The organism is Sphingomonas sp. 2SG, from assembly GCF_005503285.1.
GTDB lineage: Bacteria > Pseudomonadota > Alphaproteobacteria > Sphingomonadales > Sphingomonadaceae > Sphingomonas > Sphingomonas taxi.
Genome location: NZ_SCMZ01000045.1, coordinates 1 through 24,175, shown reverse-complemented (window position 1 = coordinate 24,175; position 24,175 = coordinate 1). Strand labels below are relative to the sequence as shown.

Genomic DNA, 24,175 nt, shown 5'->3' with positions numbered 1-24,175 from the left:
CCCTTGGGTAGCGTATCGCCCGGTCGGGTCAAGATTGTGCGTGACGACGCACGCTCCTATGGGACGAGCCGACATGCGCATCGCCACGATCAACCGCTCCACCGCCGAAACGCGGATCGACGTCACCGTCAACCTCGACGGCACCGGCGTCTATTCGATCAAGACCGGCATCGGTTTCCTCGACCATATGGTCGAACAGCTCAGCCGCCACGGTCTGATCGACATCGACCTCAAGGTCGACGGCGACCTACACATCGACGGCCACCACACCGTCGAGGATTCGGCGCTGGCGCTCGGCCAGGCGGTGGCGCAGGCGCTCGGCGACAAGCGGGGTATCCGCCGCTACGGCGACGCGCTCTCGCCGATGGACGAGACGCTGACCCGCGTCGCGCTCGACATCTCGGGGCGGCCGTGGCTGGTGTGGAAGACCGCCTTCACCGTCTCGCGGCTCGGCGAGCTCGACACCGAACTGATCGAACACTGGTTCCACAGTTTCGCGCAGACCGCCGGGATCACGCTCCACGTCGAGACGCTGTACGGAAGCAACAATCATCATATCGTCGAGGCGGCGTACAAGGGCCTCGCCCGTGCGCTGCGCACCGCGGTCGAGATCGACCCGCGCAAGGCCGATGCCATCCCTTCGACCAAGGGCGTGCTGTGAGCGAGCCCTTCGTCCGCCCCGGCACCAACATGTGCGTCGTGTCGCTGACCTATGGCGACGATCTCGACGCGATCGACGCGGCGATGAGCGATCATATCGACTGGCTGTCGGATGCCTATGCCAACGGACTGCTGCTCGCCTCCGGTCGCAAGCAGCCACGCACTGGCGGCATCATCATCGCGATCGGCGGTAAAAAGGTGACCGAGGAACTGATCGCCAGGGACCCGTTCGTGTCGCGCGGGCTGGCGACGGCGGAGGTCATCCCCTTCACCGCGAGCATGGCGGCGACGCCGCTCGCCGATCTGCTGTCATGACCATCGCGCTGATCGATTACGGCGCGGGCAACCTTCATTCGGTCGAGAATGCGCTGCGGGCGGCGGGGGCGACCGATCTGACCGTCACCGCCGATGCCGATGTGGTGGCGAAGGCCGACCGCATCGTGCTGCCCGGCGTCGGCGCGTTCGGCGCCTGCGCCAATGCGTTGCGCGGCGTGCCGGGGATGGTCGAGGCGATGGAGCGCCGCGTCCGGCAGGAGGGCGCGCCCTTCCTCGGCGTCTGCGTCGGCATGCAGCTGATGGCCGACGTCGGCGAGGAGATGGGCCAGCATCGCGGGCTCGGCTGGGTACGTGGTCGCGTACGCCGGCTCGAACCCGGCACGATGGAGGCCAAGGTGCCGCATATGGGCTGGAACGACGTCGTCCCGCTCGGCGCGCATCCGCTGGTGCCCGCGGGCGAGGCCTATTTCCTGCACAGCTATGCCTATGAGGGCGAGGACGTGATCGCGACCAGCGACCATGCCGGCCCGGTCACCGCGGCGATCGCGCGCGACACGATGCTCGGCGTGCAGTTCCACCCCGAAAAGAGCCAGCGTTACGGGCTGGCGATGCTTGCCAAATTCCTGGAGTGGCGGCCATGAGCCTCATCGTCTTTCCCGCCATCGACCTCAAGGGCGGTCAGGTCGTGCGCCTCGCCGAGGGCGATATGGATCGCGCCACCGTCTATGGCGACGATCCCGCCGCGCAGGCAATGCTGTTCGCCGAGGCCGGTGCGCAGCATCTCCACGTCGTCGACCTCGACGGCGCGTTCGCCGGTGAATCGGTCAACGGCGAGGCGGTGCGCGGCATCGTCGAGCGCTTTCCCGGCCACGTCCAGCTCGGTGGCGGCATCCGCAACCGCGCCAGCGTCGAGCGCTGGTTCGACCTCGGCGTCTCGCGCGTCGTGATCGGCACCGCGGCGCTGGAGGACCCCGAGTTCGTCCGCGGTGCCGCGCGCGACTTTCCCGGCGGCGTCGTCGTCGCGGTCGATGCGCGCGACGGCATGGTCGCGACCAAGGGCTGGGCGGACGTCTCGACCACCAGCGTCGTCGACCTCGCCCGCCGCTTCGAGGATGCGGGGGTGGCGTCGCTGCTGTTCACCGACGTCGGCCGCGACGGGCTGCTGAAGGGGTGCAACGTCGAGGCAACGGTCGATCTCGCCCGCGCGGTGTCGATCCCGGTGATCGCCAGCGGCGGCGTCAAGGGCATCGCCGAGATCCACGTCCTCGCGCTTCACGTCCGCGACGGCGTCGAGGGCGTCATCACCGGCCGCGCGCTGTATGACGGGCGGCTCGACCTCGCCGCCGCGCTGAGCGTCGCGCAGGGAGCGGAATGATGATCGCGCGAAGACGCGAAGACGCGACGATGTCTGGCCTGCGGACGACGTGGTCTGCCGTCGCCGAAGGCGGGATATGGTCTACCGACCGCCAGCGTCTGCCTGGGGCACGCCCTCTTCGCGTCTTCGCGGCTTCGTGTGAACTCACCTGCTCAAGGGTTCCGGCATGACCGTTCGCGCCCGCGTGATCCCCTGTCTCGACGTCGCCAACGGCCGCGTCGTCAAGGGCGTCAATTTCGTCGAGCTGCGCGATGCAGGCGATCCGGTCGAACAGGCGCGCGCCTATGACGCTGCCGGGGCGGATGAACTCTGTTTCCTTGACATCACCGCCTCCCACGAGGATCGCGGCACGATCCTCGACGTCGTGCGGCGCACCGCGGCGGTATGCTTCATGCCGCTCACCGTCGGCGGCGGCGTGCGCAGCGCCGAAGATGCGCGCGCGCTGCTACTCGCCGGTGCGGACAAGGTCGCGGTCAACTCCGCCGCCGTCGCCCGGCCCGAGGTCGTCGCCGACATCGCCGAACGGTTCGGCAGCCAATGCTGCGTCGCCTCGGTCGACGCGCGCCGCGTCGGCGAGCGGTGGGAGGTGTTCACGCACGGCGGCCGCCGCCCGACCGGGCTCGATGCGATCGACCATGCCCTTCACCTCGCAGAACTCGGCGCGGGCGAATTGCTGGTGACCTCGATGGATCGCGACGGCACCCGCAGCGGCTACGACCTCGAGCTGGTCCGCGCGATCGCCGACCGGGTCAGCGTGCCGGTGGTAGCGAGTGGCGGCGTCGGCGGGCTCGGCGATCTCGTCGCCGGCATCCGCGACGGTCACGCCAGCGCGGTGCTCGCCGCCTCGATCTTCCACTTTGGCGAGGCGAGTGTCGCCGATGCGCACGACGCGCTGGCGGCGGCGGGCATCCCGGTGCGGCGACCGGTCAAAGTTTAGGGCTTCCGCAAGGGTTTGCGGCGAAGATCGGGGCATGTACGCGATCACCTTCCGCCACGATCTCAATCTGCTCGATATCTGCTGGACCGGCCTGTTCGATGAGGCCGGGGTCGACGCCTATGCGGACGAATTGCTGCGCCGCTTTCGCGAGGCAGGCTTCCGGATCGGCTATCGGCTGCGCATGGATATGAGCGGTTGCAGCGTCCAGCCGGTTGAGGCGGCGGCGGCGATCAACCGACGGCTCGGCAACTTCCCGCGTGCCAGCCGCATCGCGATCGTCACCGGCAGCGCGATCACCCGGTTGCAGGTCAAGCGCTTCATGACCCAGCCCTATCTGCGCATCTTCGCCGCCGCCGGCGAGGCACTCGACTGGCTGGTGGCGAGCGACGGCGAGGTCGCCGCGGCATGATCGTGCCGACCGCCTCGTCGGTCGCCGGCGGCCATTCGGGCATCGTCCATCGCAAGACCGGCCCCGAATGGTCCGACCTCGCATTGTTCGTCGTCGCGGCGATCGGCGTCTGGCTCGTGCGGCGCGCGTTGCGGCGGCGGTTCATCAAGAAGGATTGACCGGCCCCCACGTCCCGCGCCAAGCGGGGGCCATGGACCCGCTCGACCGCCTGGAAGCCACCATCCGCGCCCGCCGCGACGCCGCCGAGCCCGGCAGCTCCTATGTCGCCAGCCTGTTCGCCAAGGGGCGGCCGAAGATCGCGCAGAAGGTCGGCGAGGAGGCCACCGAAACGGTCATCGCCGCGCTTGCCGAACCGGACAAGCTCGCCTCGGAGGCGGCCGACCTCGTCTTCCACCTGCTCGTGCTGCTCGCCGATGCCGGGCTGGGACTGGACGATGTCCGCGCCGAACTCGCCCGCCGCGAAGGCGTGTCGGGCCATGACGAGAAAGCCTCGCGCTAGGAGGATCCATGCCGATCGACGCTACCCTGCCCTATGACGACCAGAACGTTTTCGCCAAGATCCTGCGCGGCGAGATCCCGTCGAAGCGGGTCTATGAAGACGATCATGCGGTGGCCTTCCACGACATCGCGCCGGTCGCGCCGCTCCACATCCTGGTGATCCCGCGCGGACCGTATGTGTCGTGGGACGATTTCAGTACGCGCGCCTCGGACGCGGAGATCGCCGGGTTCGTCCGCGCGATCGGCCATGTCGCACGCGAGCACGGCCTCGTCGCACCGGGCTATCGGTTGCTCGCCAATATCGGCGGCGACGCGGGACAGGAGGTGCCGCACCTCCACGTCCATCTGTTCGGCGGCAGGCCGCTGGGGCCGATGCTCGCGGGTTGATTCCGCGACGCGCGCGTCCCCGCCACGGACGTGATCCGGGGTGCCGTCCCGAGATAAGGGATTGCACCTGTCCCATTTGGGGTTAGCATCGGCCGCTTCACCATGCGGCGGCGATCTACGACCGTGCGCATATGGGGGGAAGAGCTGCATGATTTTCGGGCGCGTCAAACCACTCGACGCCATTCTCGCCACCGCCGAAAAGCGCGGGCTGCACCGCTCGCTCGGCGCGTTCCAGTTGACCATGTTGGGGATCGGCGCCGTCATCGGCACCGGCATCTTCGTTCTCACCTCCGAGGCCGCACAGAAGGCCGGCCCGGGCATGTTGCTGTCGTTCGTCGTCGCCGGCTTCGTCTGCGCGGTCGCGGCGCTCTGCTATTCCGAGCTGGCCTCGATGGTGCCGGTGTCGGGCTCGGCCTATACCTATTCCTATGCCGTCGTCGGTGAGATCCTCGCCTGGATGGTCGGCTGGGCATTGATCCTCGAATATGCGGTCGGCGCGAGCGCGGTCGCGGTCGGCTGGTCGAACCATGCGGTTGGGCTGCTGCGCGGTCTCGGCGTCGCCTTCCCCGCATCGATCAGCAACGCCGATGCGCTGATGGCGCATATGCAGATCGCCTTCGGCGCAACCCCGAACGTCGATCTGCAGACCGCGATGGCGGTCGGCGGCTGGGTCAACGTCCCCGCGGTGATCGTCGTCGGCTTCGTCACCTGGCTGCTCATCATCGGCACGACCGAGAGCGCGCGGGTCAATTCGGTGCTGGTGCTCATCAAGATCGCCGCGCTCACCGCCTTCGTCGCGCTGACCATCCCCGTCGCCAAGGCGACCAATTTCGACCCGTTCCTGCCGACCGGCGGCGTCGGCGTGTTCGGTGCGGCGGCCTCGATCTTCTTCGCCTATGTCGGCTTCGACGCGGTCTCGACCGCCGCCGAGGAGACCAAGAACCCGCAGCGCAACGTGCCGATCGGGCTGATCGGCAGCCTCGTGATCTGCACCATCTTCTACCTGCTCGTCGCCAGCGGCGCGATCGGCGCCATCGGCGCACAGCCGGTGACCACCGCCGGACAGGTGCTCGCACCGGGCTCGGCAGAGATGGCCGGTCGCTGCGCCAGCATCGTCGCCACCGGCGTCACCGAACCCCTGGTCTGTTCGAAGGAGGCGCTGGTCCACGTCCTCGACACGATCGGCTGGCCGGCGATCGGCCGCCTCGTCGGTCTCGCCGCGGTGCTGGCGCTGCCCTCGGTGGTTTTGATGATGATGTTCGGCCAGACGCGCATCTTCTTCACCATGGCACGCGATGGCCTGCTTCCCGAGAAGCTGGCGTCGGTGCACCCGAAGTTCCGGACCCCGCACGTCGTCACGGTCGTCACCGGCATCGCCGCGGCGATCGCGGCGGCGGTGTTGCCGGTCGGCAAGCTCGCCGATTATTCCAACGCGGGGACGCTGTTCGCCTTCTTCATGGTGGCGGTATCGGTGATGGTGCTGCGCAAGACCGATCCGGGTCGCAAGCGGCCGTTCCGCACCCCGGCGGTCTATATCGTCGCGCCGCTCGCGATCATCGGCTGCGTCGGCCTCTATCTCTCGCTGCCGCTGACCGCCAAGCTGGTGCTGCCGATCTGGGGCCTCATCGGGCTGGTGATCTATTTCGGCTACAGCCGCAGCCGCTCGTACGTCGGCCGCGGGATTTTCGACACCGTCGACGATCCGGCGATGCAGCCGGAGCGGGCGAAGCCGCTCGACTGATCCGGGTACAGGCTTTTCATGGGGCCGGGGGAGCGATCCCCCGGCCTTTTTCGTGCGCGCGAAGACGCGAAGACGCGAAGAGGTCGCGTCCGGGGCGTATGGCCCGTTTTCCTAAACGGCAAAATGCGGAGCGGGCCGCCACAGCGGCCACCACATCTTCGCACCTTCGCGGCTTCGCGTGAATTCTAGTCGCGCGGAGGCGCGGAGAGGTCGCGCGTCGGGCGGGTTCGTCTCGTATCGTTGATGGTCGAGAAGACCGTGCCCGCGGCGGGGATACTCCCTCTCCCGGCGGGAGAGGGAGGAGTGGTTCAGCCGAGCTTGGCGGCGGCGAGCGCTTTCATGTCGACGTTGGGGCGGGCGCCGAAGTGGCTGATGATTTCCGCCGCGCAGATCGCGCCGAGCTTGAGCGACTGTTCCAGCCCCTTGCCCTGCGCCTGGCCGTGCAGGAAGCCCGCCGCGAACAGGTCGCCCGCGCCGGTCGTGTCGACGACCTTGTCGATCGGCTCGGCGGTGACCTCGGCGCGGCTGCCGTGCTGGATCGCGCAGGCGCCAGCCTCGCCGCGCGTGACCACCAGCGTCGGCACCTGCGCCGACAGTTTGGCGACCGCCGCGTCGAAATCCTCGGTTTCGGCGAGCGCCGTCAGTTCGCCCTCGTTGGCGAACAGGATGTCGATCAGGCCGTCGGCGATGAGCTGGCGGAAGTCGCCGCCGTGGCGGCCGATGCAGAACACGTCGGACAGCGTGAAGGCGACCTTGCGGCCCGCCTTGCGCGCCGCCTCGATCGCCGCGCGCATCGCCGCGCGGGGCTCCTCGGGGTCCCACAGATAGCCTTCGAGATACAGGATCGCCGCATCCTCGATCACCGACAGGTCGAGCGCCGCCTCGGGCAGGAATTGCGACGCACCGAGATAGGTGTTCATCGTCCGCTGGCCGTCGGGCGTCACGAAGATCAGGCAGCGCGCGGTGGTCGGCTGGCCGGGGCGCGCCGCGGTGGCGAAATCGACGCCGGCGGCGCGGATGTCGTGCGCGAAGACCTCGCCGAGTTGGTCGTCGGCGACCTGGCCGATGAACGCGGTGCGCCCGCCGAGCGCCGCGATCCCAGCGACGGTGTTCGCCGCCGATCCGCCCGACACTTCGCGGCCCGGACCCATCTTGGCGTAGAGCGCATCGGCATCCTCGGGCGAGAACATCAATTGCATCGAGCCCTTGGCGACGCCGATCGACTCGATGAAGGCGTCGTCGGCCTGGGAAAGCACGTCGACGATCGCATTGCCGATCGCGACCACGTCATATTTGGGCTGGGACAAGGATATAGCTCCGGGGAAAACGTAAAGGCCGTCCCTAGGGCCGGCACGCCCCCCACGCAACGTGGCGGTGGTTGACGCGCCCGCCCCCGCAAGCCAACCCGGCACGATGCTGCGCGCCCTCACCCTCTCGATCGGCCAGCTCGGCCAGCCCGCCATCCTGCGCGTGCTCGGCAAGTCGCTGCTGGTGACGCTGGCGATCTTCGCCGTGCTGGGCGTCGGGCTCTACCTCGGCCTGCGCGCGCTGCTTGCGGCATGGGTCGGCGCATGGGGCGACGGCCTTGCCGGCGCGGCGGCGGTGGTGCTGATCGGGCTTGGCGCGTGGCTGCTGTTCCGGGTCATCGCGGTCGCGGTGCTCGGCGTGTTCGGCGACGAGGTGGTCGCCGCGGTCGAGGCGCGCCATTATCCCGCCGCGCACGCCGCCGCGCGCCCGGTGCGCCTCACCCGGTCGCTGCGCATGGGGCTCGGCTCGGCGGGGCGGGCGGTCGCGGTCAACCTGCTGATGGTGCCCGTCTATCTGGCGCTGCTGTTCACCGCGGTCGGACCGGCGATCGCCTTCTTCCTCGTCAATGCGCTGCTGCTCGGCCGCGACCTCGGCGAGATGGTGGCGAGCCGCCATATGGACGATGCGACGATGCGGGGCTGGCGCGAGGCGACGCGGGCGCAACGGTTCGTACTGGGGCTTGTCGGCACCGGGCTGTTCGTGGTTCCGCTGGTCAATCTGGTCGCGCCGATCCTCGGCGCGGCGATGGCGACGCATCTGTTCCATGCGTCGCGACGGGGGGAGCGCGCATGAAGGCACTGGCGGCATTGGCACTTGCGCTGTTGGCGGGCGCCTGCGCCGCGCCGGGCGCGGTCGCGCCGGCGGTGACGAGCCGCCCGGTCGTTCCCTATACCAGCGCTGGCCTGGAACGCGTGATCGGCCAGGACGAAGCGGGGCTGGTGACGCTGTTCGGCAAGCCCGACGCCGACATCCGCGAGGGCGCCGCGCGCAAGCTCCAGTTCGCGGGGCCGATCTGCGTGCTCGACGCCTATCTCTACCCCAAGGGATCGGAGGCGCCGCGCGTCACCTATCTCGACGCGCGCGAGCCCGACGGCAGCACGATCGACCGTGCGAGCTGCGTCGCCGCGCTGGTCCGACGCGATGGCGGAAAATAGGTCAGCATGCGTTCAACGTGGACAAGTTGAACACCTTAATGGAAACGATCACCCCCTATCGTTTCCGTTTTTGCACCAATGAGACAGAGCGGGTCGATTGCCCGCCTGTTACCGTATCGACCATATGTAGGACAGCGCGATCATTTTTCCTTTAGTAACCAAGTAGTTATGCCGGGATCGTTGCAATTGCCCGGGCCGTCGTTACTGCACGGTGAAGGATAGATCGCCCGGCCGCCAATTGACCCGGCGTGCCCATAGCGAGGCGATCGGACGGCCGTCCGCACCGATCGCTGGCCGAAACCGGGCACGTTCCATCACCAGCCGGCAGGTGGTCTCCTCGAAGGCCTTGTCACCCCCGGACATATAGACCTCGCACTTCTTCACCGCGCCATCGACCCCGATGACCAGCCGGATTCCGACGAGGCCGCCGGCGCCTTGATGTCCCTGCTTCTCGGGATAATCCGACGACCTGAACCAGCGCGAGACGTCGTTCGCCGGTTCTGGCGCCGATCGCTGCCGCCGCATCTGGGCAAGATCCACGCCCCATCCCTTCACCAGATCATCGGCGCAGGCGTCGAGCGCCGCGAGCGGAGCCTTCATCATGCCGAGGTCGAGCGCCAACCGGTAGCCGCGGACGAAGCCACGCTCAGAACTGTCGGCTTGCCTTGGCTCACGTCACTACGCAGCGCCTTGGGAAGATCGACGTCCGTGTGGAACCGGATGCTGCCAAGCAGGTGATCGTACGTGGCAACACCCCGCGCATGCATGCCCGGCACCTGCGCGACAGTGGAGGTACCGACCGCCACGGGAACCTCTTCCCGCGTGGTCGGCATTTCCCGGCCGCCGAGCGCCATCACGAGCTCGTCGATATCGTTGGCGCGGGCGAATTGCAGGGTGACCAGATGCCGGCCTTCACCGAAACTGCGGATCAGCCGGCAGTCGCCGGACGCATAGTCGATCTGCCACTTAGAGCTCGGCGCCAGCGGCTTCGGCAGTTCTTGCGCCGCGGCGTCGCCGCTCACGAGCGCCAAAGTTACCAGCACCGGCACTATCCGCCCGATACGCACTTTCCCGCCCCGCTCTACGCAACAACAGTAAAATATCCATTGGCGCCACGAGAGTCAACTCACTGTCACAACACCATGATTTTCAAAGGTATCTTGATATCGGATCAAATTCGAGACTGAGCACGATTGGTAACGACCTTTCCAATGCTCGCCTCTCGCCTCATTCAGAGAGGCGGGTGGATCATGTTGATTGCATTGCCGGGCGCGCTGCTTTCGCCCGGACAGACTGCGGGCACGGCTGCATTTCCCAAAGCACATTGATCTGTGTAGGCCTACCCGGCCCTCTTGCTCGCTCGCGCGGCAGGCCGTTCGACCGGATGCCAGTCTGACGATAGATACTATTCCCGACAGTGACTCCCGACAGCGACAGTTACAATGTCGCTGTCGTGGACGCCGAGATGACCGGTTTGCCCTGTACGGGGCGTCGCCACGTTTCGCGTCATTCTGGCAACACGGCCATCGTAATCAACCGGCGATTATCGCACCCGATCCGCCGCCCAGCCCGCCGCCTCCGCCACCACCGGGTCGGCATCGTCGCGCAGTCGCTCCAGCACCGGCAGCAATGCCGGCGCACCGCTGTTGCCCGCCGCGATGGCGGCGTTGCGGACCATGCGGCCCCGGCCGATGCGCTTGATCGGCGAACCGGCGAAGACCTGGCGGAAGTCGGCGTCGTCGAGCGCGAGCAGGTCGGCGAGCGCCGGTACGGTGAGTTCCGCGCGCGGCTGGAAGGCCATGTTCGCCGCCGCCGTCGCCGCGAACTTGTTCCACGGGCAGACCGCGAGGCAATCGTCGCAGCCGTAGATGCGGTTGCCGATCGCGGCGCGGAATTCGTGCGGGATCGGGCCGGCATGCTCGATCGTGAGATAGGAGATGCACCGCCGCGCATCGAGCCGGTAGGGCGTGGGAAAGGCGTCGGTCGGGCAGGCGCGCTGGCAGGCGTCGCACGAACCGCAACTGTCGCGGCCGGGCACGTCGGGCGTCAGGTCCAGCGTCGTGTAGATCGCGCCGAGGAACAGCCAGCTGCCGTGCGCGCGGCTGACCAGATTGGTGTGCTTGCCCTGCCAGCCGAGCCCCGCCGCCTCGCTAAGCGGCTTCTCCATCACCGGTGCGGTGTCGACGAACACCTTGAGGTCGCAGCCCGCCTCCTGCGCCAGCCAGCGGCCGAGCGCCTTCAGCGCCTTCTTGACGACGTCGTGGTAATCGCCGCCCTGCGCATAGACCGAGATGCGGCCGCGCTCCCCCTCCCCCGCCAGCCGCAGCGGATCGGCGGCGGGGGCGTAGCTCATGCCGAGCGCGACAATGCTGCGCACCTCGGGCCACAATCCGGTGGGCGAGCCGCGATGATGCGCGCGCTCCTCCATCCAGATCATGTCGCCGTGACGGCCTTCGTCCAGCCACTCGCGCAGCCGCCCGGCGGTGCGCGGCGCCGCATCGGCGCGCGCGATGCCGCAGGCGACGAAGCCGAGTTCGGCCGCCTTCGCCTTGATCCGGTGTTCGATTTCGGCTTGCTGCTTGTGTTGGGACACGTCCGCCCGCTACCACAAGCGCCACGGCAACACACGCATCCCGTTCGGGATGGGTGGCGCAGCCTGGGGCGGACGGGGGACGGGTGTTTGGCTGACGATCTGGCGGTGTTCGCCGAGCATCTGGTGAAGCGCTTCGGCGAACGGCGCGTCGTCGACGGCATCGATCTCGCGGTGCCGCGCGGTGCGATCTACGGCGTGCTCGGCCCCAATGGCGCGGGCAAGACGACGACGCTGCGCACCTTGCTCGGGATTATCGAGCCCGACGAGGGGCGCCGTTCGGTGCTCGGCCATTTCGCGCCGCGCGAGGCGAGCGACCGCGTCGGCTATCTGCCAGAGGAACGCGGCCTGTATCCGTCGATGAAGGCGCGCGACGCGATCGCCTTCATGGGCGCGTTGCGCGGGCTCGACCGGCGCACCGGGCGCACGCGCGCCGCCGAGCTGATGGAGGCGGCGGGGCTCGGCCATGCGGTCGACGAGAAGATCAAGAAACTGTCCAAGGGCATGGCGCAATTGGTGCAATTGCTCGGCTCGGTGGTGCATCGCCCCGATCTGCTGGTGCTCGACGAGCCCTTTTCGGGGCTCGACCCGGTCAATCAGGAGAAGCTGGAAGCGCTGATCCTCGCCGAGCGCGACCGCGGCGCGACGGTGCTGTTCTCGACGCATATCATGGCGCATGCCGAACGCGTCTGCGACCGGCTGGCGATCATCGCCGGCGGCAAGCGGCGGTTCGAGGGGACGGTGGACGACGCGCGCGGCACGCTGCCGAGCCGGGTGCGCTATCTGCCGACGCGGCCCGATGCCGCCATCGCCGACGTGCTGCCGCATGACGCGGTGCCGGACGGGGCCGGCTGGCGCTTCCAGCTGCCGGCAGAGGGAATCGAGGGGTTGCTGGTGACGCTGATCGACCGCGGTTATGGCATCGGCGGGCTGTCGATCGAACGGCCCGGGCTGCACGACGCTTTCGTCCGCATCGTCGGCAAGGCCGCCGACGCGGGAGACGCGGCATGAGCAACGCGGTTCGGACCTTCCGCCAGGCGCTGACCATCGCGCGGCGCGATTTCGTCGCGACCGTGTTCACGCCGGTCTTCCTGCTGTTCCTGCTCGCGCCGGTGCTGCTCGGCTCCTTCTCGGCGATCGGCGGCATCGGTGCGGCGAGCGTCGCGGACAGCCGCGCCGACAAGTCGCGGATCGTCGCGATCCTGCCCGATATGACGGCGCGGACGATGGCGGCGGCGGACACGCGGCTGCGTACCGCCTTCCGCCGCGATGACGAGGCGCCGCCGGTGCTCGTCACCCAGCGGCCCGATCGCGACCCCGCCGCACAGGCGCGCGCCGCCTTCGCCAGCGATGCGTTCGAGGCGAGCGCGGTGCTCTACGGTCCGCTCGACCGGCCGCAGGTGCTGTACGGGCCGCGCGGCGGGCGGGCGGCGGATTATCTCGCGCTGCTCGCCGCCGAGACGATCGCGGCGGACCGGCTGGGCGGCGCGTCGCCGCGGATCGCCGCGACCAAGACGCCGACAGAGCGGCCGCAGGGATCGGCGGGCAATCGCCGCCAGTCCGCCTCGTTCGCGGTGTTCGGCGTGTTCCTGCTCAACCTGTTCCTCGCCAGCCAGGTGGTCGGCACGATGGCCGAGGAACGCAACAACAAGGTGATCGAGGTGCTCGCCGCCGCGGTGCCGCTGGAGAGCGTGTTCCTCGGCAAGCTGCTCGGCATGTTCGGGGTCGCGGTGCTGTTCGTGGTGTTCTGGGGGACGATCATCTCGCGGCTCGGCATGCTGCTGCCGCCCGAGGTGGCGTCGTCGCTGGCGATCCAGGCGGCGGTCGGCATGCCGGCGTTCGTCGCGCTGTTCCTCGTCTATTTTACGATGGCCTATCTGCTGCTCGGCTCGGCCTTCCTCGTGGTCGGCGCGCAGGCGTCGACGCCGCGCGAGATCCAGATGCTCGCGCTGCCGATCTCGATCGTGCAGATGGGGATGCTGGCGCTGGCGCTCGCCGGTACCAGCCGGCCGGACAGCTGGGTCGCCACCGCGGCGCAGCTCTTCCCGCTGTCGTCGCCGTTCGCGATGGCGGGCCGCGCCGCGACCTCGCCGGAATGGTGGCCGCATGTCGCGGCGATCGCGTGGCAATTGCTGTGGGTGACGATTTTCATCACGCTCGGCGCGCGGTTGTTCCGGCGCGGCGTGCTGCAATCGGGCAGCGCCAAGCCGTTCTGGAAGCGCCGGACGGGCTGATCGCGTCGCCCGGGGCGGGCTGCCACCGGCCCGGGACGAGGATATTCGCGCAGATGACGCGCTTGTCATCGCGCCTACGTCACCGCGTCACACGCGCGAGCCTAGAGAAGGTTCCAGCGTGAGGGGAGTGGGACGATGCGGCGGATACCTGGGGTCGTGATGTTGGCGGCGGTACTGCTGGTCACCGGTCTCGCCGAGCCCAAGTCGGTGATGGCGGTGGAGCGCAACGTGCTCCACGCCGCCCCCGCCGCCGGGCCGGTCACCTTGCTGTCCTACAATGTCGAAGGCCTGCCCTGGCCGCTGACCCACGGCCGCGGCGCCGCCGCCGCGTCGATCGCCGCCGAGCTGCGCGCGATGCACGATCGCGGCGACGGGCCGCAGGTGGTCGCGGTGCAGGAGGCGTTCGGCGACGCGCAAAAGGCGATCGGCACCAATGCGGGGTATCGCTACGTCGCCTATGGCCCGAGCGCCGACGAGGCGGGTGCCCCGGCGACGACGCCGGCCGAACGCGCCTTCCTCGCCAAGGCCAGCCTGTGGCATGGAGAGACCGAGGGCGCGCGCGAGGACAGCGGGCTCGCCATCTTCTCCGACTATCCAATCGTCTGGGCCAAGCGCGTCGCCTATCCGCGCTTCGCCTGCGCGGGCTACGACTGCCTCGCCAACAAGGGGATGCTGGCGGTGGCGCTGCGCGTGCCCGGCCGTACCGCGCCGCTGGTGGTGGTCGACACGCATCTCAACGCGCGTGCCGCCTCGGGCGTCGGCAGCGACCGCAGCCTGTTCGCCTATCAGCGCCAGGCCGATGCGCTGCGCGCGTTCATCGGTTCGGTCGGCGGCGATGGCGCCTCGGTGGTGCTCGCCGGCGACTTCAACGTCGGCAACGATCCCGCACGCCAGGCCTATCTGGCGCAGGCGCTGGTCGGCGGCGACGGCCTGACGATCGCCGCGTCGGAGACCGCCTGCGGCGCCTCGTGCCGGGCAATCGCGCCGACGCCGACGCTCGCGCACGCCAAGACCGTCGTCGCCTATCGCGGCACGATCGCCGCCGAGGGGCAGACGCGCAGCTTCGGGACGCTCGCCGACGGCGACCGGCTGTCGGATCATATCGGCGTGATGCGCAGCTTCGGCCTCGGCGTCTGATCCGGCCCCGGCCGGCGGGGTGACGCGTCCGGGCGATTACCCAAACCGGTTCGTCACCCCGGACTCGTTCCGGGGTCCACCGGGCCGCAGGGTCGTCGCTGGAGCCTCAAGCCGTTCACCCCGCCGCGGAGTCGACCCCGGAACAAGTCCGGGGTGACGGAGTGGGTGGGTAGCGGAACCTGCGCCCCCGCAACGTTCCTGCTCCGGCGGGGGATGCGGGGTGCCGTGGGGGTATCTATATCCCGGTAATGGTTCACGATCCTTCCCGCCGCTCGCTTCTGTCGCTCGCCGCCGCCGGCATCGCCGGGGCGGCGCTATGGGGCTGCCGCAGCGCGCCCGCCGCCGCCGCCGAGCGCTTCCCCGTCGCGATGAGCGATGCCGCGTGGCGCAAGAAGCTCGGCGATCAGGCATGGGCGGTGCTGCGTCACGAGAGCACCGAACGGCCGTTCAGCAGCCCGCTCAACGACGAGCATCGCGCCGGCATCTTCGCGTGCAAGGGGTGTGCGCAGCCTGCGTTTTCGTCGAAGACCAAGTTCGAGAGCGGCACCGGCTGGCCGAGCTTCTACGCGCCGCTGCCGCGCGCGGTGGGAACGCGGGTCGACGGCTCGTTGATGATGCAGCGGACCGAAGTGCATTGCAGCCGCTGCGGCGGCCATCTGGGCCATGTCTTCGATGACGGGCCGAAGCCGACCGGGAAGCGCTATTGCATGAACGGCGTGGCGATGACGTTCCGGGCGGCCTGAGAGGCGACCGACCCGCCGTCATCCCGGCGAACGAGACGCACCGCCCCTCTCATACCGTCATCCCCGCGGAGGCGGGGATCCAGACGCGCGGGTCCCCGCTTGAGCGGATACGTCAGCGTATATGGATCCCCGCCTCCGCGGGGATGACGGCTTTCTTGGGGAGAGCGAACCTCTGCCCCGTAATTCCTGCTTACCGGCCCGCGACCGGAACCACCGGCACGGTGGCGGCGGTGGCGATGATGCTAGTGTCGACGGCGGTGTCGCTCGCAGGAGCGGCATCGGTATCGACGGCGGGGGCGTGGCCCGAATAGATGAAGCCGTTGGTCGGATAGCTCGACGTGCCGAGACCGCCGTTGGGACCGTACCAGACCTTGACTTCGCTCCAGTCGCCCGCCGCCGAGACGTCGATCGCGCGGACGTTGCGCTCGATGCCGCCGGGGCGCGACCAATTGGCGTGGGTCAGCAGCACTTCGCGGTCGCTGACGACCTGCGAGACCATCGCGACGTGACCGACGCGCATGCGGCGGGTCGACTGGAAGGCAAGCACCGCGCCGACCTTGGGCGCATGGCCACGTTCGTAGCGGCCAGCGGCCTGGCCCCACCAGGTATTGGCGTTGCCGTGCAGGTCGATGCCCGAGATCTCGCGGGCATAAGGCGCACACTGCCAGAACTGCGCGAACGCAGGGGTCGCCGTCATCAGGGCGCAGGAGAACACCAGCGCAAAACGCGCTGCCAACGTCTTCACAGTCATTTGCTGACCCCCCGGTCAAAACCCGTTCGTCGAGGATGTCGCTAGCCGGGGGTTTGAAAATCTCCAATGGCCGCAGGAACCATAAGAGACGAACGGTGTTGCGGCGCCGATGAGACGACGGAATGCGTCCGCAGGCTTGTCCCTTTATCGGGAATGAACGGCCTAAAGTCGGAGAATCGGGCTGATTTCCTGCCCTTTATCGACGCGGTCGCGGCGGTGACGATCGATAGACCGGGATCGTGAGGCTCGGTCCGTCACCGCATGGACACCGTCACCCTGGACTTGTTCCGGGTCCACCGGGCCGCAAGCGTCACGGCTGCCCTTCCTGCCATTCTCCTCGCCGCAAGGTGGACCCCGGAACAAGTCCGGGGTGACGGGGTGGGCTTGGCTCCCTTGCGACCAATCCAGTATGGCCTCGCCCAAGAGCGCAACCGTACTTTTTAGAATTTCGGGTTTGCAGCGCCCGCCACTCCGCATTACCTCTCGGGCAACGAAATGGCAGTGGAAGCGACATGGCTCTCGATCCCGAAACCTTCGATGCGCTGATCGACACCGTGCGGCGGTTCGTCGCCGAACGGCTCCGCCCGCTCGAGGCGGAGGTCGAGGCGGCGGACGCGATCCCCGAGGGGATCGTCGCCGAGATGAAGGACATGGGCCTGTTCGGCCTGTCGATCGCCGAGGATTATGGCGGGCTCGGCCTCAACATGGTCGAGGAATGCCGCGTCGCGATCGAGATGGGGCGGACGACGCCCGCCTTCCGCTCGGCGTTCGGCACCAACGTCGGCATCGGCAGCCAGGGGCTGGTGATGGCGGGCAGCGCCGAACAGAAGGCCGAATGGCTGCCGAAGATCGCCAGCGGCGAGATCGTCACCAGCTTCGCGCTCACCGAACCCGATGTCGGCAGCGATTCGGGATCGGTGAAGACGCGCGCGGTCCGCGACGGCGACGTCTACCGGCTATCCGGGACGAAGCGCTACATCACCAATGCCGATCGTGCGCAGCTCTTCACCGTGATGGCGCGCACCGGTGAGGAGAAGGGCGGCCGCGGCGTCTCCGCCTTCCTCGTACCGAAGGACCTGCCGGGAATCACGATCGGCGAGCCCGAGAAGAAGATGGGGCAGAAGGGCGCCAAGGTCGCCGACGTGCATTTCGACGAGGTCCCCGTCCCCGTCGCCAACCGGCTCGGCGCGGAGGGCGAGGGCTTCAAGATCGCGATGCGCGTGCTCGATCGCGGCCGGCTGCATATCAGCGCGGTCTGCGTCGGCGTCGCCGAACGGCTGATCGCGGACAGCGTCGCTTATGCCGGCAGCCGCACGCAATTCGGCCAGCCGATCGCCAGCCACCAGCTCATCCAGGGCATGATCGCCGATATGAAGACCGAGGCTTTGGTCGCGCGGGCGATGGTGATGGAGACCGCGGCGGCGAAGGATCGCGGCGACGACGTCGTCCTCGAATCGGCGGCGGCGAAATATTTCGCCAGCGAGATGGTCGGCCGCGTCGCCGACAAGGCGGTGCAGATTTATGGCGGCGCCGGCTATATCGCCGATTACGGGATCGAGCGGCTGTATCGCGACGTGCGCCTGTTCCGCATCTACGAAGGCACCAGCCAGATCCAGCAGGTCATCATCGCCCGCGAGACGATCAAGCGCGGCGGGTGAGGTTTGTGAGGCGGCACGGCGCCCTCCCCTCCATCGTCATCCCCGCGCAGGCGGGGATCCAGACGCGCGGTCCCCGCTTGAGCCGGGCCGTCAGCGTTTATGGATCCCCGCCTGCGCGGGGATGACAGAGGCCCGGGCTGGGCAGACACAATCATCGTCACCTCAAAGCGGGGACGATCCATTTGGGAGAGAGACATATGGACACCAACACCCTCTTCCGGCTCGACGGCCGGGTCGCGCTGGTCACCGGCGGCAGTCGCGGTATCGGCAAGATGATCGCGGCGGGCTTCGTCGCGCAGGGCGCCAAAGTCTATATCTCGTCGCGCAAGGCCGACATCTGCGAGGCCGCAGCCGAAGAGCTCGGGCCGAATTGCATCGCGCTGCCGCAGGACGTCAGCACCGTCGCCGGCTGCAAGGCGCTCGCCGCGCAGCTCGCCGAGCGCGAGGAGCGGCTCGATATCCTCGTCAACAATGCGGGCGCGGCCTGGGGCGTGCCGTTCGAGGACTTCTCCGAGGCCGGCTGGGACAAGGTGATGGACCTCAACGTCAAATCCCCCTTCTTCCTGACGCAGGCGCTGCACGGGCTGCTCAAGGCTTCGGGGTCGCGGGAACGGCCGGCCAAGGTCATCAACATCACCTCGATCGACGGCCAGCGGCTCAATGCGTGGGAGACGTACAGCTATCATGCGTCGAAGTCGGCGCTGATCTTCCTCACCAAGCGGATGGCGGCGCGGCTGGTGCGCGACGGCATCAACGTCACTTCAATCGCACCCGGCGCCTTCCCGAGCGACATGAACAAAGCCGCCCGCGACCATGGCGACGCGATCGCGCGCGGTATCCCGGCGGGCCGGATCGGGGTGGACGAGGATATGGCGGGCGCGGCGATCTATCTCGCCAGCCGCGCGGGGGATTATGTGGTGGGCGAGACGATCACCGTCGACGGCGGGCTGGTCCACGCCGCGCTGGGGAGGAGCATCGACGCTTAGGCGCGACCGACGCGCATCACCCTCACCCTCCCGGCGCTTCGCGCCTCCTTCCCTCTCCCGGCGGGAGAGGGAAAAGACGCCGTAGGCGGCGAAGGGTGAGGCCGAGCCGCACCCCGCCCTGCGATTATCGCGCGATGCCGCCCGCGGCGAGCACCGCCAGCGTCACCAGCTCGCTCGCGGTCGAGGTCATCGGCGCGATCTGGACCGGCTTCTCCATGCCGATCAGCATCGGCCCGATCACGCTGTCACCGCCCAGTTCGCGCAGCAATTTGGCGGAGATATGCGCGGATTGCAGGCCCGGCATGATGAGGATGTTCGCCGGCCCCGACAGGCGCGCGAACGGATAATTGGCGAGCTGGCGCGGGTTGAGCGCGACGTCGGGCGGCATCTCGCCTTCATATTCGAAACCGACGTTGCGCCCGTCGAGCACCGACACCGCCTCGCGGATATTGTCGACCCACGCGCCCTTCGGATTGCCGAAGGTCGAATAGCTCAGCATCGCGACGCGCGGTTCGTGGCCCATGCGGCGTGCGACCTGCGCGGTCTGTTCGGCGAAATCGGCGAGCTGTTCGCCGGTCGGCCGCTCGTTGACCGTCGTGTCGGCGATGAAGACGGTGTGGCTCTGGCCGACGAGGACGTGGATGCCGAACGGGGTGCGGCCCGCCTCGGGATCGATCACGCGCTTCACCTGCCGCATCGATTCGGCCCAGGTGCGGGTGATGCCGGTGATCATCACGTCGGCCTCGCCCAGTTGCAGCAAGGCCGCACCGAAGACGTTGCGATCCTGGTTGATCATCCGCTCGACGTCGCGGCGCAGATAGCCGCGGCGCTGCAACCGGCTGTAGACGAAGTCGACCATCTTCGGGACGAGCGGCGAATGGCGGCTGTTGTGGACCTCATACTCCTGCGGATTGGCGACGCCGAGCGCCTTCAACCGGTCGTAGACGTCGTCGCGGCCGACCAGCACCGGCGTGCCATAGCCGCCTTCCTTGAACGAGATGGCGGCGCGCAGCACCACCTCTTCCTCGCCCTCGGCGAACAGCACCCGCTTCGGCCGCGCCCGCGCGCCCTCATAAGCGAGGCTGAGCACCGAAGTGGTCGGGTTGAGCCGCGCGCGCAGCGTCTGGCGATAGGCGTCCATGTCGAGGATCGGCTTGATCGCCACGCCCGAATCCATCGCCGCCTTGGCCACCGCCGACGGCACCAGCTCCATCAGCCGCGGATCGAACGGCGACGGGATGATATATTCGGGGCCGAAGCTGTGCTGCACGCCGTAAGCGACCGCCACTTCCTCGGGTACGCGCTGGCGGGCGAGTTCGGCGATCGCATTGGCGGCGGCGATCTTCATCGCATCGTTGATGCCGGTGGCGCGCACGTCGAGCGCGCCGCGGAAGATGAAGGGGAAGCAGATCACGTTGTTGACCTGGTTCGGATAGTCCGACCGGCCGGTGGCGACGATCGCATCGGGGCGCGCCGCCTTGGCGAGCTCGGGGCGGATCTCGGGCTCGGGATTGGCCATGGCGAAGATGATCGGCGACGGCGCCATATGCTCGACCATCTCGGGCTTGAGCGCGCCCGCGGCGGACAGGCCGAGGAACACGTCCGCGCCCTCCAGCGCCTCGGTCAGCGTGCGCTTGGTGGTGTTGGCGGCATGCGCCGACTGCCACTGGTTCACGTCGTCGCGACCCTGGTAGATGACGCCGGTCTTGTCGCACATGATGACGTTGTCATGGCGTACGCCCATCGCCTTCATCAGCTCGGTGCAGGCGATCGCCGCCGCGCCCGCGCCGTTGACGACGAGCTTGACGTCGGCGAGGCGGCGGCCGGTCAGCAGGCAGGCGTTGATGAGCCCCGCCGAGGCGATGATCGCGGTGCCGTGCTGGTCGTCATGGAAGACCGGGATGTTCATCCGCTCGCGCAGCGTCTGCTCGATGATGAAACATTCGGGCGCCTTGATATCCTCGAGGTTGATGCCGCCGAAGGTCGGCTCCATCAGCTCGACCGCGTCGATGAAGCGGTTGACGTCCTCGGTCTTCAATTCGATGTCGATCGAATCGACGTCGGCGAAGCGCTTGAAGAGCACCGCCTTGCCCTCCATCACCGGCTTGGACGCGAGCGCACCGAGATTGCCCATGCCGAGGATCGCGGTGCCGTTGGAGATGACGGCGACCAGATTACCCTTGGCGGTATAGTCATAGGCCATTGCGGGATCGTCGGCGATCGCCTGCACCGGCACCGCGACGCCGGGCGAATAGGCGAGCGCGAGGTCGCGCTGCGTCGCCATCGGCTTGGACGCGATGATCTCGATCTTGCCGGGCCGTCCCTCGGAATGGAACAGGAGCGCCTCGCGCTCGGAGAATTGGACGGACGCTTCGTCGGACATAGGACCTCGCTGACGGGCTGACGCTACGGCTCTTGACCGGTTCGGGCCGGGCTTTCAACCCGCGGCAGCGTGTTAGCTGGCGGCCTGTCCCCACCACCCCGTCACCCCGGACTCGTTCCGGGGTCCACCGCGCGGCGGGGAGAAGGGCTGGAAGCTAAAGGCCCGCCCCCTGCGGAGGGGTGGACCACGGAACGAGTCCGGGGTGACGGGTGGAGCCGGATAGGCTCCGCGCCAAAGCCGCTGACTTACCCATACCTTGTGCCGGCGCGGCGAGCGGCTATCAGACCGCCGATGGCGACTCCCGCGACCACCCCCACCCCGATGATGGCGCAATATCTCGCGCTCAAGGCCGAGGCGGAGGATTGCCTCCTCTTCTATCGCATGGGCGATTTCTTCGAACTGTTCTTCGACGACGCGCGCATCGCCAGCGGCGTGCTCGATATCGCGCTGACCTCGCGCGGCGAGCATGACGGCGAGAAGATCCCGATGTGCGGCGTGCCGGTCCATGCCGCCACCGCCTATCTCCAGCGGCTCATCAAGGCGGGGCATCGCGTCGCGATCGCCGAACAGACCGAGACGCCCGCCGAGGCCAAGGCGCGCGGCGGCTACAAAGCGCTGGTATCGCGCGGCATCGTCCGCGTCGTCACCGCCGGCACGCTGACCGAGGAGGCGCTGCTCGATGCGCGCAGCGACAATTGGTGCGTCGCGATCGGCGAGGCGGCGGGCGCGGTGGCACTCGCCGCCGCCGACGTCTCCACCGGGCGGTTCGAGGTGATCGACTGTTCCATCGACGCGCTCGGTGCCGAGCTGGCGCGGCTCGGCGCGGCGGAGGTCGTGGCGTCCGAAGCCTCGGACCAGGCCGCCGCCGCGACGACGCTGCGGCCGAAGCAGACGTTCGACAGCGGCAGCGGCGAGACGCGGCTGAAGGCGCTGTTCGGCGTCGCGACGCTCGACGGCTTCGGCCAGTTCAGCCGCGCCGGGCTTGCCGCGGCGGGCGGGCTGATCGCCTATCTGGAACATACCGCCAAGGGCGCCCTGCCCTTCCTGCGCCCGCCGCGGCTCAGCCAGGCCGCCGAGACGATGGCGATCGACGCGGCGACGCGCGACAGCCTCGAACTGACCTGCACCACCGGCGGCCAGCGCAAGGGCAGCCTGCTCGACTGTATCGACCGGACGGTGACGGGCGCCGGCGCGCGGCTGCTGGCGAGCGATCTCGGTGCGCCGCTGATGGACAAGGCGGCGATCGACGCGAGGCTCGATCTCGTCCAGCATTTCCATGACGCCACCGGCCAGCGCGAACAGGTCCGTGCGGCGTTGCGGGCGCTGCCCGATATTGGCCGGGCGCTCGGGCGGCTGGCGGCGGGACGCGGGTCGCCGCGCGATCTGGGGCAGCTTCGCGACGGGCTCGACGGGGCGTGGCATCTCGGCGAGCGGCTGGCGCAGATCGATGCGCCGCTCGCGCTGCTCGATCGCGTCGCGCCGCGACTGCGCGGCCATGGCGCGCTGATCGACCTGCTCAAGCGCGCGCTCGTCCCCTCGCCGCCGATCGAGGCGAGCGACGGCGGTTATATCGCCGCGGGCTATGACGTCGCGCTCGACGAATTGCGCGACACCGGCGCGGGCGGCCGTCGCGCGATCGCCGCGCTGGAGGCCGAGATGAAGGCGGCGACCGGCATCGCCACGCTGAAGATCCGCCACAACAACGTGCTCGGCTATCACGTCGAGGTGCCGGCGCGATCCGCCGATCCGCTGATGAAGCCCGACAGCGGCTTCACCCATCGCCAGACGCTGGCGGGCGTCGTTCGCTTCAATACGCCGGCGCTGCACGAGGTCGCCGCGCGCGTGTCGCAGGCGGGGGCGCATGCGCTCGCCGCCGAGGCCGCGCATCTCGAGGAGCTGACCGCCGCCGCGCTCGCGCATCGGGAGGCGATCGCCGCCACCGCCGACGCGCTCGCCCGGATCGACGTCGCCGCAGCGCTCGCCGAGCGGGCGGCGGAGGGGCAATGGGCGCGGCCGGCGCTCGCCGACCATCCCTGTTTCGACGTCGTCGGCGGGCGGCATCCGGTGGTCGAGGCGGCGGTGGCGAAATCGGGCGACCGGTTCGTCGCCAACGACTGTACGCTCACCCCCGATTCGCGGCTGTGGCTGGTGACGGGGCCGAACATGGGCGGCAAGTCGACCTTCCTGCGCCAGAATGCGCTGATCGCGGTGCTCGCGCAGACCGGCAGCTACGTTCCCGCCACCAAGGCGACGCTCGGCATGGTCGACCGGTTGTTCAGCCGCGTCGGTGCGTCGGACAATCTCGCGCGGGGTCGTTCGACCTTTATGGTCGAGATGGTCGAGACCGCGGCGATCCTCGCGCAGGCGACGCCGAACAGCTTCGTCATCCTCGACGAGGTCGGCCGCGGCACCTCGACCTATGACGGGCTCGCCATCGCCTGGGCGGTGGTCGAGGCGATCCACGAGGACAATCGCTGCCGCTGCCTGTTCGCGACGCATTACCACGAGCTGACCCGGCTGGCCGAGCGCTGCGAGGCGCTGACGCTGCACCACGTCCGCGCGCGCGAGTGGAAGGGCGAGCTGGTACTGCTCCACGAGCTGAGCACCGGGCCGGCGGACCGGAGCTATGGCCTCGCGGTGGCGCGGCTGGCGGGGATGCCGCCGGCGACGGTGGCGCGCGCCAAGGCGGTGCTGGCGAAGCTGGAGGCGGGCCGGGCGAAGACCGGCGGGCTGGCGGCGGGGCTCGACGACCTGCCGCTGTTCGCTGCCGCGCAGGTGGCGGAGGAGGAGACGTGCGACGCGATCCGTGCTGAGGTCGAGTCGCTCGACGTCGATGCGCTGACCCCGCGCGAGGCGCTCGATACGCTGTACCGGCTGAAGGCGTTGGCGCGGGAGGGCTGACGCAAAGTCCTCCCCCGCAAGGGGGAGGTGGCGCCGCGAAGCGGTGA

The 24,175-nt window shown here is 68.8% G+C and carries 25 protein-coding genes; 19 read left to right on the top strand and 6 right to left on the bottom strand.

Annotation, left to right across the window (positions count from 1 at the left end; all coding sequences use genetic code 11):
* The first annotated feature begins 73 nt into the window (after positions 1-73).
* The 10 genes from hisB to FFS23_RS15820 all read left to right on the top strand — a co-directional run bounded on the left by hisB (position 74) and on the right by FFS23_RS15820 (position 6,283).
* Positions 74-661 carry an imidazoleglycerol-phosphate dehydratase HisB gene (gene hisB, locus FFS23_RS15860; RefSeq protein WP_137899362.1) on the top strand — a complete coding sequence of 196 codons (588 nt, stop codon included), beginning with the start codon at positions 74-76 and terminating at the stop codon, positions 659-661.
* Positions 658-975 (top strand): YciI family protein, encoded by a 318-nt coding sequence (locus tag FFS23_RS15855; protein WP_137899361.1) that lies wholly within the window; start codon positions 658-660, stop codon positions 973-975. The genes hisB and FFS23_RS15855 overlap by 4 nt, the downstream gene beginning before the upstream one ends.
* Entirely contained in the window at positions 972-1,577 is a 606-nt protein-coding gene (gene hisH, locus FFS23_RS15850; protein WP_038662882.1) for an imidazole glycerol phosphate synthase subunit HisH, read from the top strand. Before FFS23_RS15855 ends, hisH begins: the two co-directional genes overlap by 4 nt.
* On the top strand, positions 1,574-2,311 hold the full coding sequence (gene hisA, locus FFS23_RS15845) for a 1-(5-phosphoribosyl)-5-[(5-phosphoribosylamino)methylideneamino]imidazole-4-carboxamide isomerase (RefSeq protein ID WP_038662886.1): 738 nt from the start codon (positions 1,574-1,576) through the stop codon (positions 2,309-2,311). The genes hisH and hisA overlap by 4 nt, the downstream gene beginning before the upstream one ends.
* Positions 2,312-2,477: 166 nt before the next feature.
* Entirely contained in the window at positions 2,478-3,248 is a 771-nt protein-coding gene (gene hisF, locus FFS23_RS15840; protein ID WP_038662889.1) for an imidazole glycerol phosphate synthase subunit HisF, read from the top strand.
* Between the two features lie 34 nt (positions 3,249-3,282).
* A complete protein-coding gene (locus FFS23_RS15835) occupies positions 3,283-3,657 on the top strand; it encodes an STAS/SEC14 domain-containing protein (protein ID WP_137899360.1) in 375 nt (124 codons plus the stop codon).
* Positions 3,654-3,815, top strand: a complete 162-nt coding sequence (locus FFS23_RS20200; RefSeq protein WP_171009523.1) for a hypothetical protein — start codon at positions 3,654-3,656, stop codon at positions 3,813-3,815. The genes FFS23_RS15835 and FFS23_RS20200 overlap by 4 nt, the downstream gene beginning before the upstream one ends.
* Before the next feature lie 32 nt (positions 3,816-3,847).
* Positions 3,848-4,156 (top strand): phosphoribosyl-ATP diphosphatase, encoded by a 309-nt coding sequence (locus FFS23_RS15830; protein ID WP_038662896.1) that lies wholly within the window; start codon positions 3,848-3,850, stop codon positions 4,154-4,156.
* 8 nt (positions 4,157-4,164) lie between these two features.
* Complete coding sequence (locus FFS23_RS15825) at positions 4,165-4,542, top strand: histidine triad nucleotide-binding protein (protein ID WP_137899359.1); 378 nt, start codon at positions 4,165-4,167, stop codon at positions 4,540-4,542.
* A 148-nt stretch (positions 4,543-4,690) separates the two neighbouring features.
* Positions 4,691-6,283 (top strand): amino acid permease, encoded by a 1,593-nt coding sequence (locus FFS23_RS15820; RefSeq protein ID WP_038662902.1) that lies wholly within the window; start codon positions 4,691-4,693, stop codon positions 6,281-6,283.
* 308 nt (positions 6,284-6,591) lie between these two features.
* Here FFS23_RS15820 and FFS23_RS15815 read toward each other — a convergent pair whose 3' ends face one another.
* Entirely contained in the window at positions 6,592-7,590 is a 999-nt protein-coding gene (locus FFS23_RS15815) for an adenosine kinase (protein ID WP_137899358.1), read from the bottom strand.
* Between the two features lie 106 nt (positions 7,591-7,696).
* On the opposite strand from FFS23_RS15815, the gene FFS23_RS15810 reads away from it, so the two are divergent.
* Complete coding sequence (locus tag FFS23_RS15810; RefSeq protein ID WP_137899357.1) at positions 7,697-8,383, top strand: EI24 domain-containing protein; 687 nt, start codon at positions 7,697-7,699, stop codon at positions 8,381-8,383.
* On the top strand, positions 8,380-8,745 hold the full coding sequence (locus tag FFS23_RS15805; protein ID WP_038662910.1) for a hypothetical protein: 366 nt from the start codon (positions 8,380-8,382) through the stop codon (positions 8,743-8,745). Before FFS23_RS15810 ends, FFS23_RS15805 begins: the two co-directional genes overlap by 4 nt.
* 201 nt (positions 8,746-8,946) lie before the next feature.
* Here the strand turns inward: FFS23_RS15805 and FFS23_RS15800 are convergent, their stop codons facing one another.
* From FFS23_RS15800 to queG, 3 genes are all read right to left on the bottom strand, one after another.
* Entirely contained in the window at positions 8,947-9,366 is a 420-nt protein-coding gene (locus tag FFS23_RS15800; protein WP_137899356.1) for a TonB family protein, read from the bottom strand.
* Positions 9,345-9,794, bottom strand: coding sequence for a hypothetical protein (locus tag FFS23_RS15795; RefSeq protein WP_137899355.1), 450 nt, complete (start codon positions 9,792-9,794; stop codon positions 9,345-9,347). The genes FFS23_RS15800 and FFS23_RS15795 overlap by 22 nt, the downstream gene beginning before the upstream one ends.
* Positions 9,795-10,288: 494 nt before the next feature.
* A complete protein-coding gene (gene queG / locus FFS23_RS15790; protein ID WP_137899354.1) occupies positions 10,289-11,338 on the bottom strand; it encodes a tRNA epoxyqueuosine(34) reductase QueG in 1,050 nt (349 codons plus the stop codon).
* A gap of 87 nt (positions 11,339-11,425) precedes the next feature.
* On the opposite strand from queG, the gene FFS23_RS15785 reads away from it, so the two are divergent.
* The 4 genes from FFS23_RS15785 (at position 11,426) to msrB (ending at position 15,449) form a co-directional block, all read left to right on the top strand.
* Positions 11,426-12,346: an ABC transporter ATP-binding protein gene (locus FFS23_RS15785; protein WP_137899353.1), complete on the top strand. Its 921-nt coding sequence runs from the start codon at positions 11,426-11,428 to the stop codon at positions 12,344-12,346.
* Entirely contained in the window at positions 12,343-13,569 is a 1,227-nt protein-coding gene (locus FFS23_RS15780) for an ABC transporter permease (protein ID WP_137899352.1), read from the top strand. Before FFS23_RS15785 ends, FFS23_RS15780 begins: the two co-directional genes overlap by 4 nt.
* Positions 13,570-13,728: 159 nt before the next feature.
* Positions 13,729-14,706: an endonuclease/exonuclease/phosphatase family protein gene (locus FFS23_RS15775; RefSeq protein ID WP_171009522.1), complete on the top strand. Its 978-nt coding sequence runs from the start codon at positions 13,729-13,731 to the stop codon at positions 14,704-14,706.
* A gap of 248 nt (positions 14,707-14,954) precedes the next feature.
* Positions 14,955-15,449 (top strand): peptide-methionine (R)-S-oxide reductase MsrB, encoded by a 495-nt coding sequence (gene msrB / locus FFS23_RS15770; protein WP_038662923.1) that lies wholly within the window; start codon positions 14,955-14,957, stop codon positions 15,447-15,449.
* Positions 15,450-15,639: 190 nt separating this feature from the next.
* Here the strand turns inward: msrB and FFS23_RS15765 are convergent, their stop codons facing one another.
* Positions 15,640-16,200, bottom strand: a complete 561-nt coding sequence (locus tag FFS23_RS15765; protein ID WP_137899350.1) for a CHAP domain-containing protein — start codon at positions 16,198-16,200, stop codon at positions 15,640-15,642.
* Between the two features lie 512 nt (positions 16,201-16,712).
* Here FFS23_RS15765 and FFS23_RS15760 point away from each other — a divergent pair.
* Together FFS23_RS15760 and FFS23_RS15755 are read left to right on the top strand one after the other, a co-directional pair.
* Entirely contained in the window at positions 16,713-17,858 is a 1,146-nt protein-coding gene (locus tag FFS23_RS15760) for an acyl-CoA dehydrogenase family protein (RefSeq protein ID WP_137899349.1), read from the top strand.
* 197 nt (positions 17,859-18,055) lie between these two features.
* Positions 18,056-18,844 (top strand): SDR family oxidoreductase, encoded by a 789-nt coding sequence (locus tag FFS23_RS15755; RefSeq protein ID WP_137899348.1) that lies wholly within the window; start codon positions 18,056-18,058, stop codon positions 18,842-18,844.
* A gap of 124 nt (positions 18,845-18,968) precedes the next feature.
* Here the strand turns inward: FFS23_RS15755 and FFS23_RS15750 are convergent, their stop codons facing one another.
* On the bottom strand, positions 18,969-21,227 hold the full coding sequence (locus FFS23_RS15750) for an NADP-dependent malic enzyme (RefSeq protein ID WP_137899347.1): 2,259 nt from the start codon (positions 21,225-21,227) through the stop codon (positions 18,969-18,971).
* Positions 21,228-21,548: 321 nt separating this feature from the next.
* On the opposite strand from FFS23_RS15750, the gene mutS reads away from it, so the two are divergent.
* Positions 21,549-24,128, top strand: coding sequence for a DNA mismatch repair protein MutS (mutS, locus tag FFS23_RS15745; protein ID WP_137899369.1), 2,580 nt, complete (start codon positions 21,549-21,551; stop codon positions 24,126-24,128).
* Positions 24,129-24,175: the final 47 nt, after the last annotated feature.

Coding starts and splice junctions, on each gene's coding strand:
- FFS23_RS15835 (WP_137899360.1), top strand. CDS start 3,283: ATGTACGCGATCACCTTCCGCCACGATCTCAATCTGCTCGATATCTGC.
- FFS23_RS15820 (WP_038662902.1), top strand. CDS start 4,691: ATGATTTTCGGGCGCGTCAAACCACTCGACGCCATTCTCGCCACCGCC.
- FFS23_RS15760 (WP_137899349.1), top strand. CDS start 16,713: ATGGCTCTCGATCCCGAAACCTTCGATGCGCTGATCGACACCGTGCGG.
- FFS23_RS15805 (WP_038662910.1), top strand. CDS start 8,380: ATGAAGGCACTGGCGGCATTGGCACTTGCGCTGTTGGCGGGCGCCTGC.
- hisB (WP_137899362.1), top strand. CDS start 74: ATGCGCATCGCCACGATCAACCGCTCCACCGCCGAAACGCGGATCGAC.
- hisA (WP_038662886.1), top strand. CDS start 1,574: ATGAGCCTCATCGTCTTTCCCGCCATCGACCTCAAGGGCGGTCAGGTC.
- FFS23_RS15775 (WP_171009522.1), top strand. CDS start 13,729: ATGTTGGCGGCGGTACTGCTGGTCACCGGTCTCGCCGAGCCCAAGTCG.
- FFS23_RS15765 (WP_137899350.1), bottom strand. CDS start 16,200: ATGACTGTGAAGACGTTGGCAGCGCGTTTTGCGCTGGTGTTCTCCTGC.
- FFS23_RS15810 (WP_137899357.1), top strand. CDS start 7,697: ATGCTGCGCGCCCTCACCCTCTCGATCGGCCAGCTCGGCCAGCCCGCC.
- FFS23_RS20200 (WP_171009523.1), top strand. CDS start 3,654: ATGATCGTGCCGACCGCCTCGTCGGTCGCCGGCGGCCATTCGGGCATC.
- FFS23_RS15825 (WP_137899359.1), top strand. CDS start 4,165: ATGCCGATCGACGCTACCCTGCCCTATGACGACCAGAACGTTTTCGCC.
- FFS23_RS15750 (WP_137899347.1), bottom strand. CDS start 21,227: ATGTCCGACGAAGCGTCCGTCCAATTCTCCGAGCGCGAGGCGCTCCTG.
- hisH (WP_038662882.1), top strand. CDS start 972: ATGACCATCGCGCTGATCGATTACGGCGCGGGCAACCTTCATTCGGTC.
- FFS23_RS15780 (WP_137899352.1), top strand. CDS start 12,343: ATGAGCAACGCGGTTCGGACCTTCCGCCAGGCGCTGACCATCGCGCGG.
- msrB (WP_038662923.1), top strand. CDS start 14,955: ATGGTTCACGATCCTTCCCGCCGCTCGCTTCTGTCGCTCGCCGCCGCC.
- FFS23_RS15830 (WP_038662896.1), top strand. CDS start 3,848: ATGGACCCGCTCGACCGCCTGGAAGCCACCATCCGCGCCCGCCGCGAC.
- FFS23_RS15755 (WP_137899348.1), top strand. CDS start 18,056: ATGGACACCAACACCCTCTTCCGGCTCGACGGCCGGGTCGCGCTGGTC.
- hisF (WP_038662889.1), top strand. CDS start 2,478: ATGACCGTTCGCGCCCGCGTGATCCCCTGTCTCGACGTCGCCAACGGC.
- mutS (WP_137899369.1), top strand. CDS start 21,549: ATGATGGCGCAATATCTCGCGCTCAAGGCCGAGGCGGAGGATTGCCTC.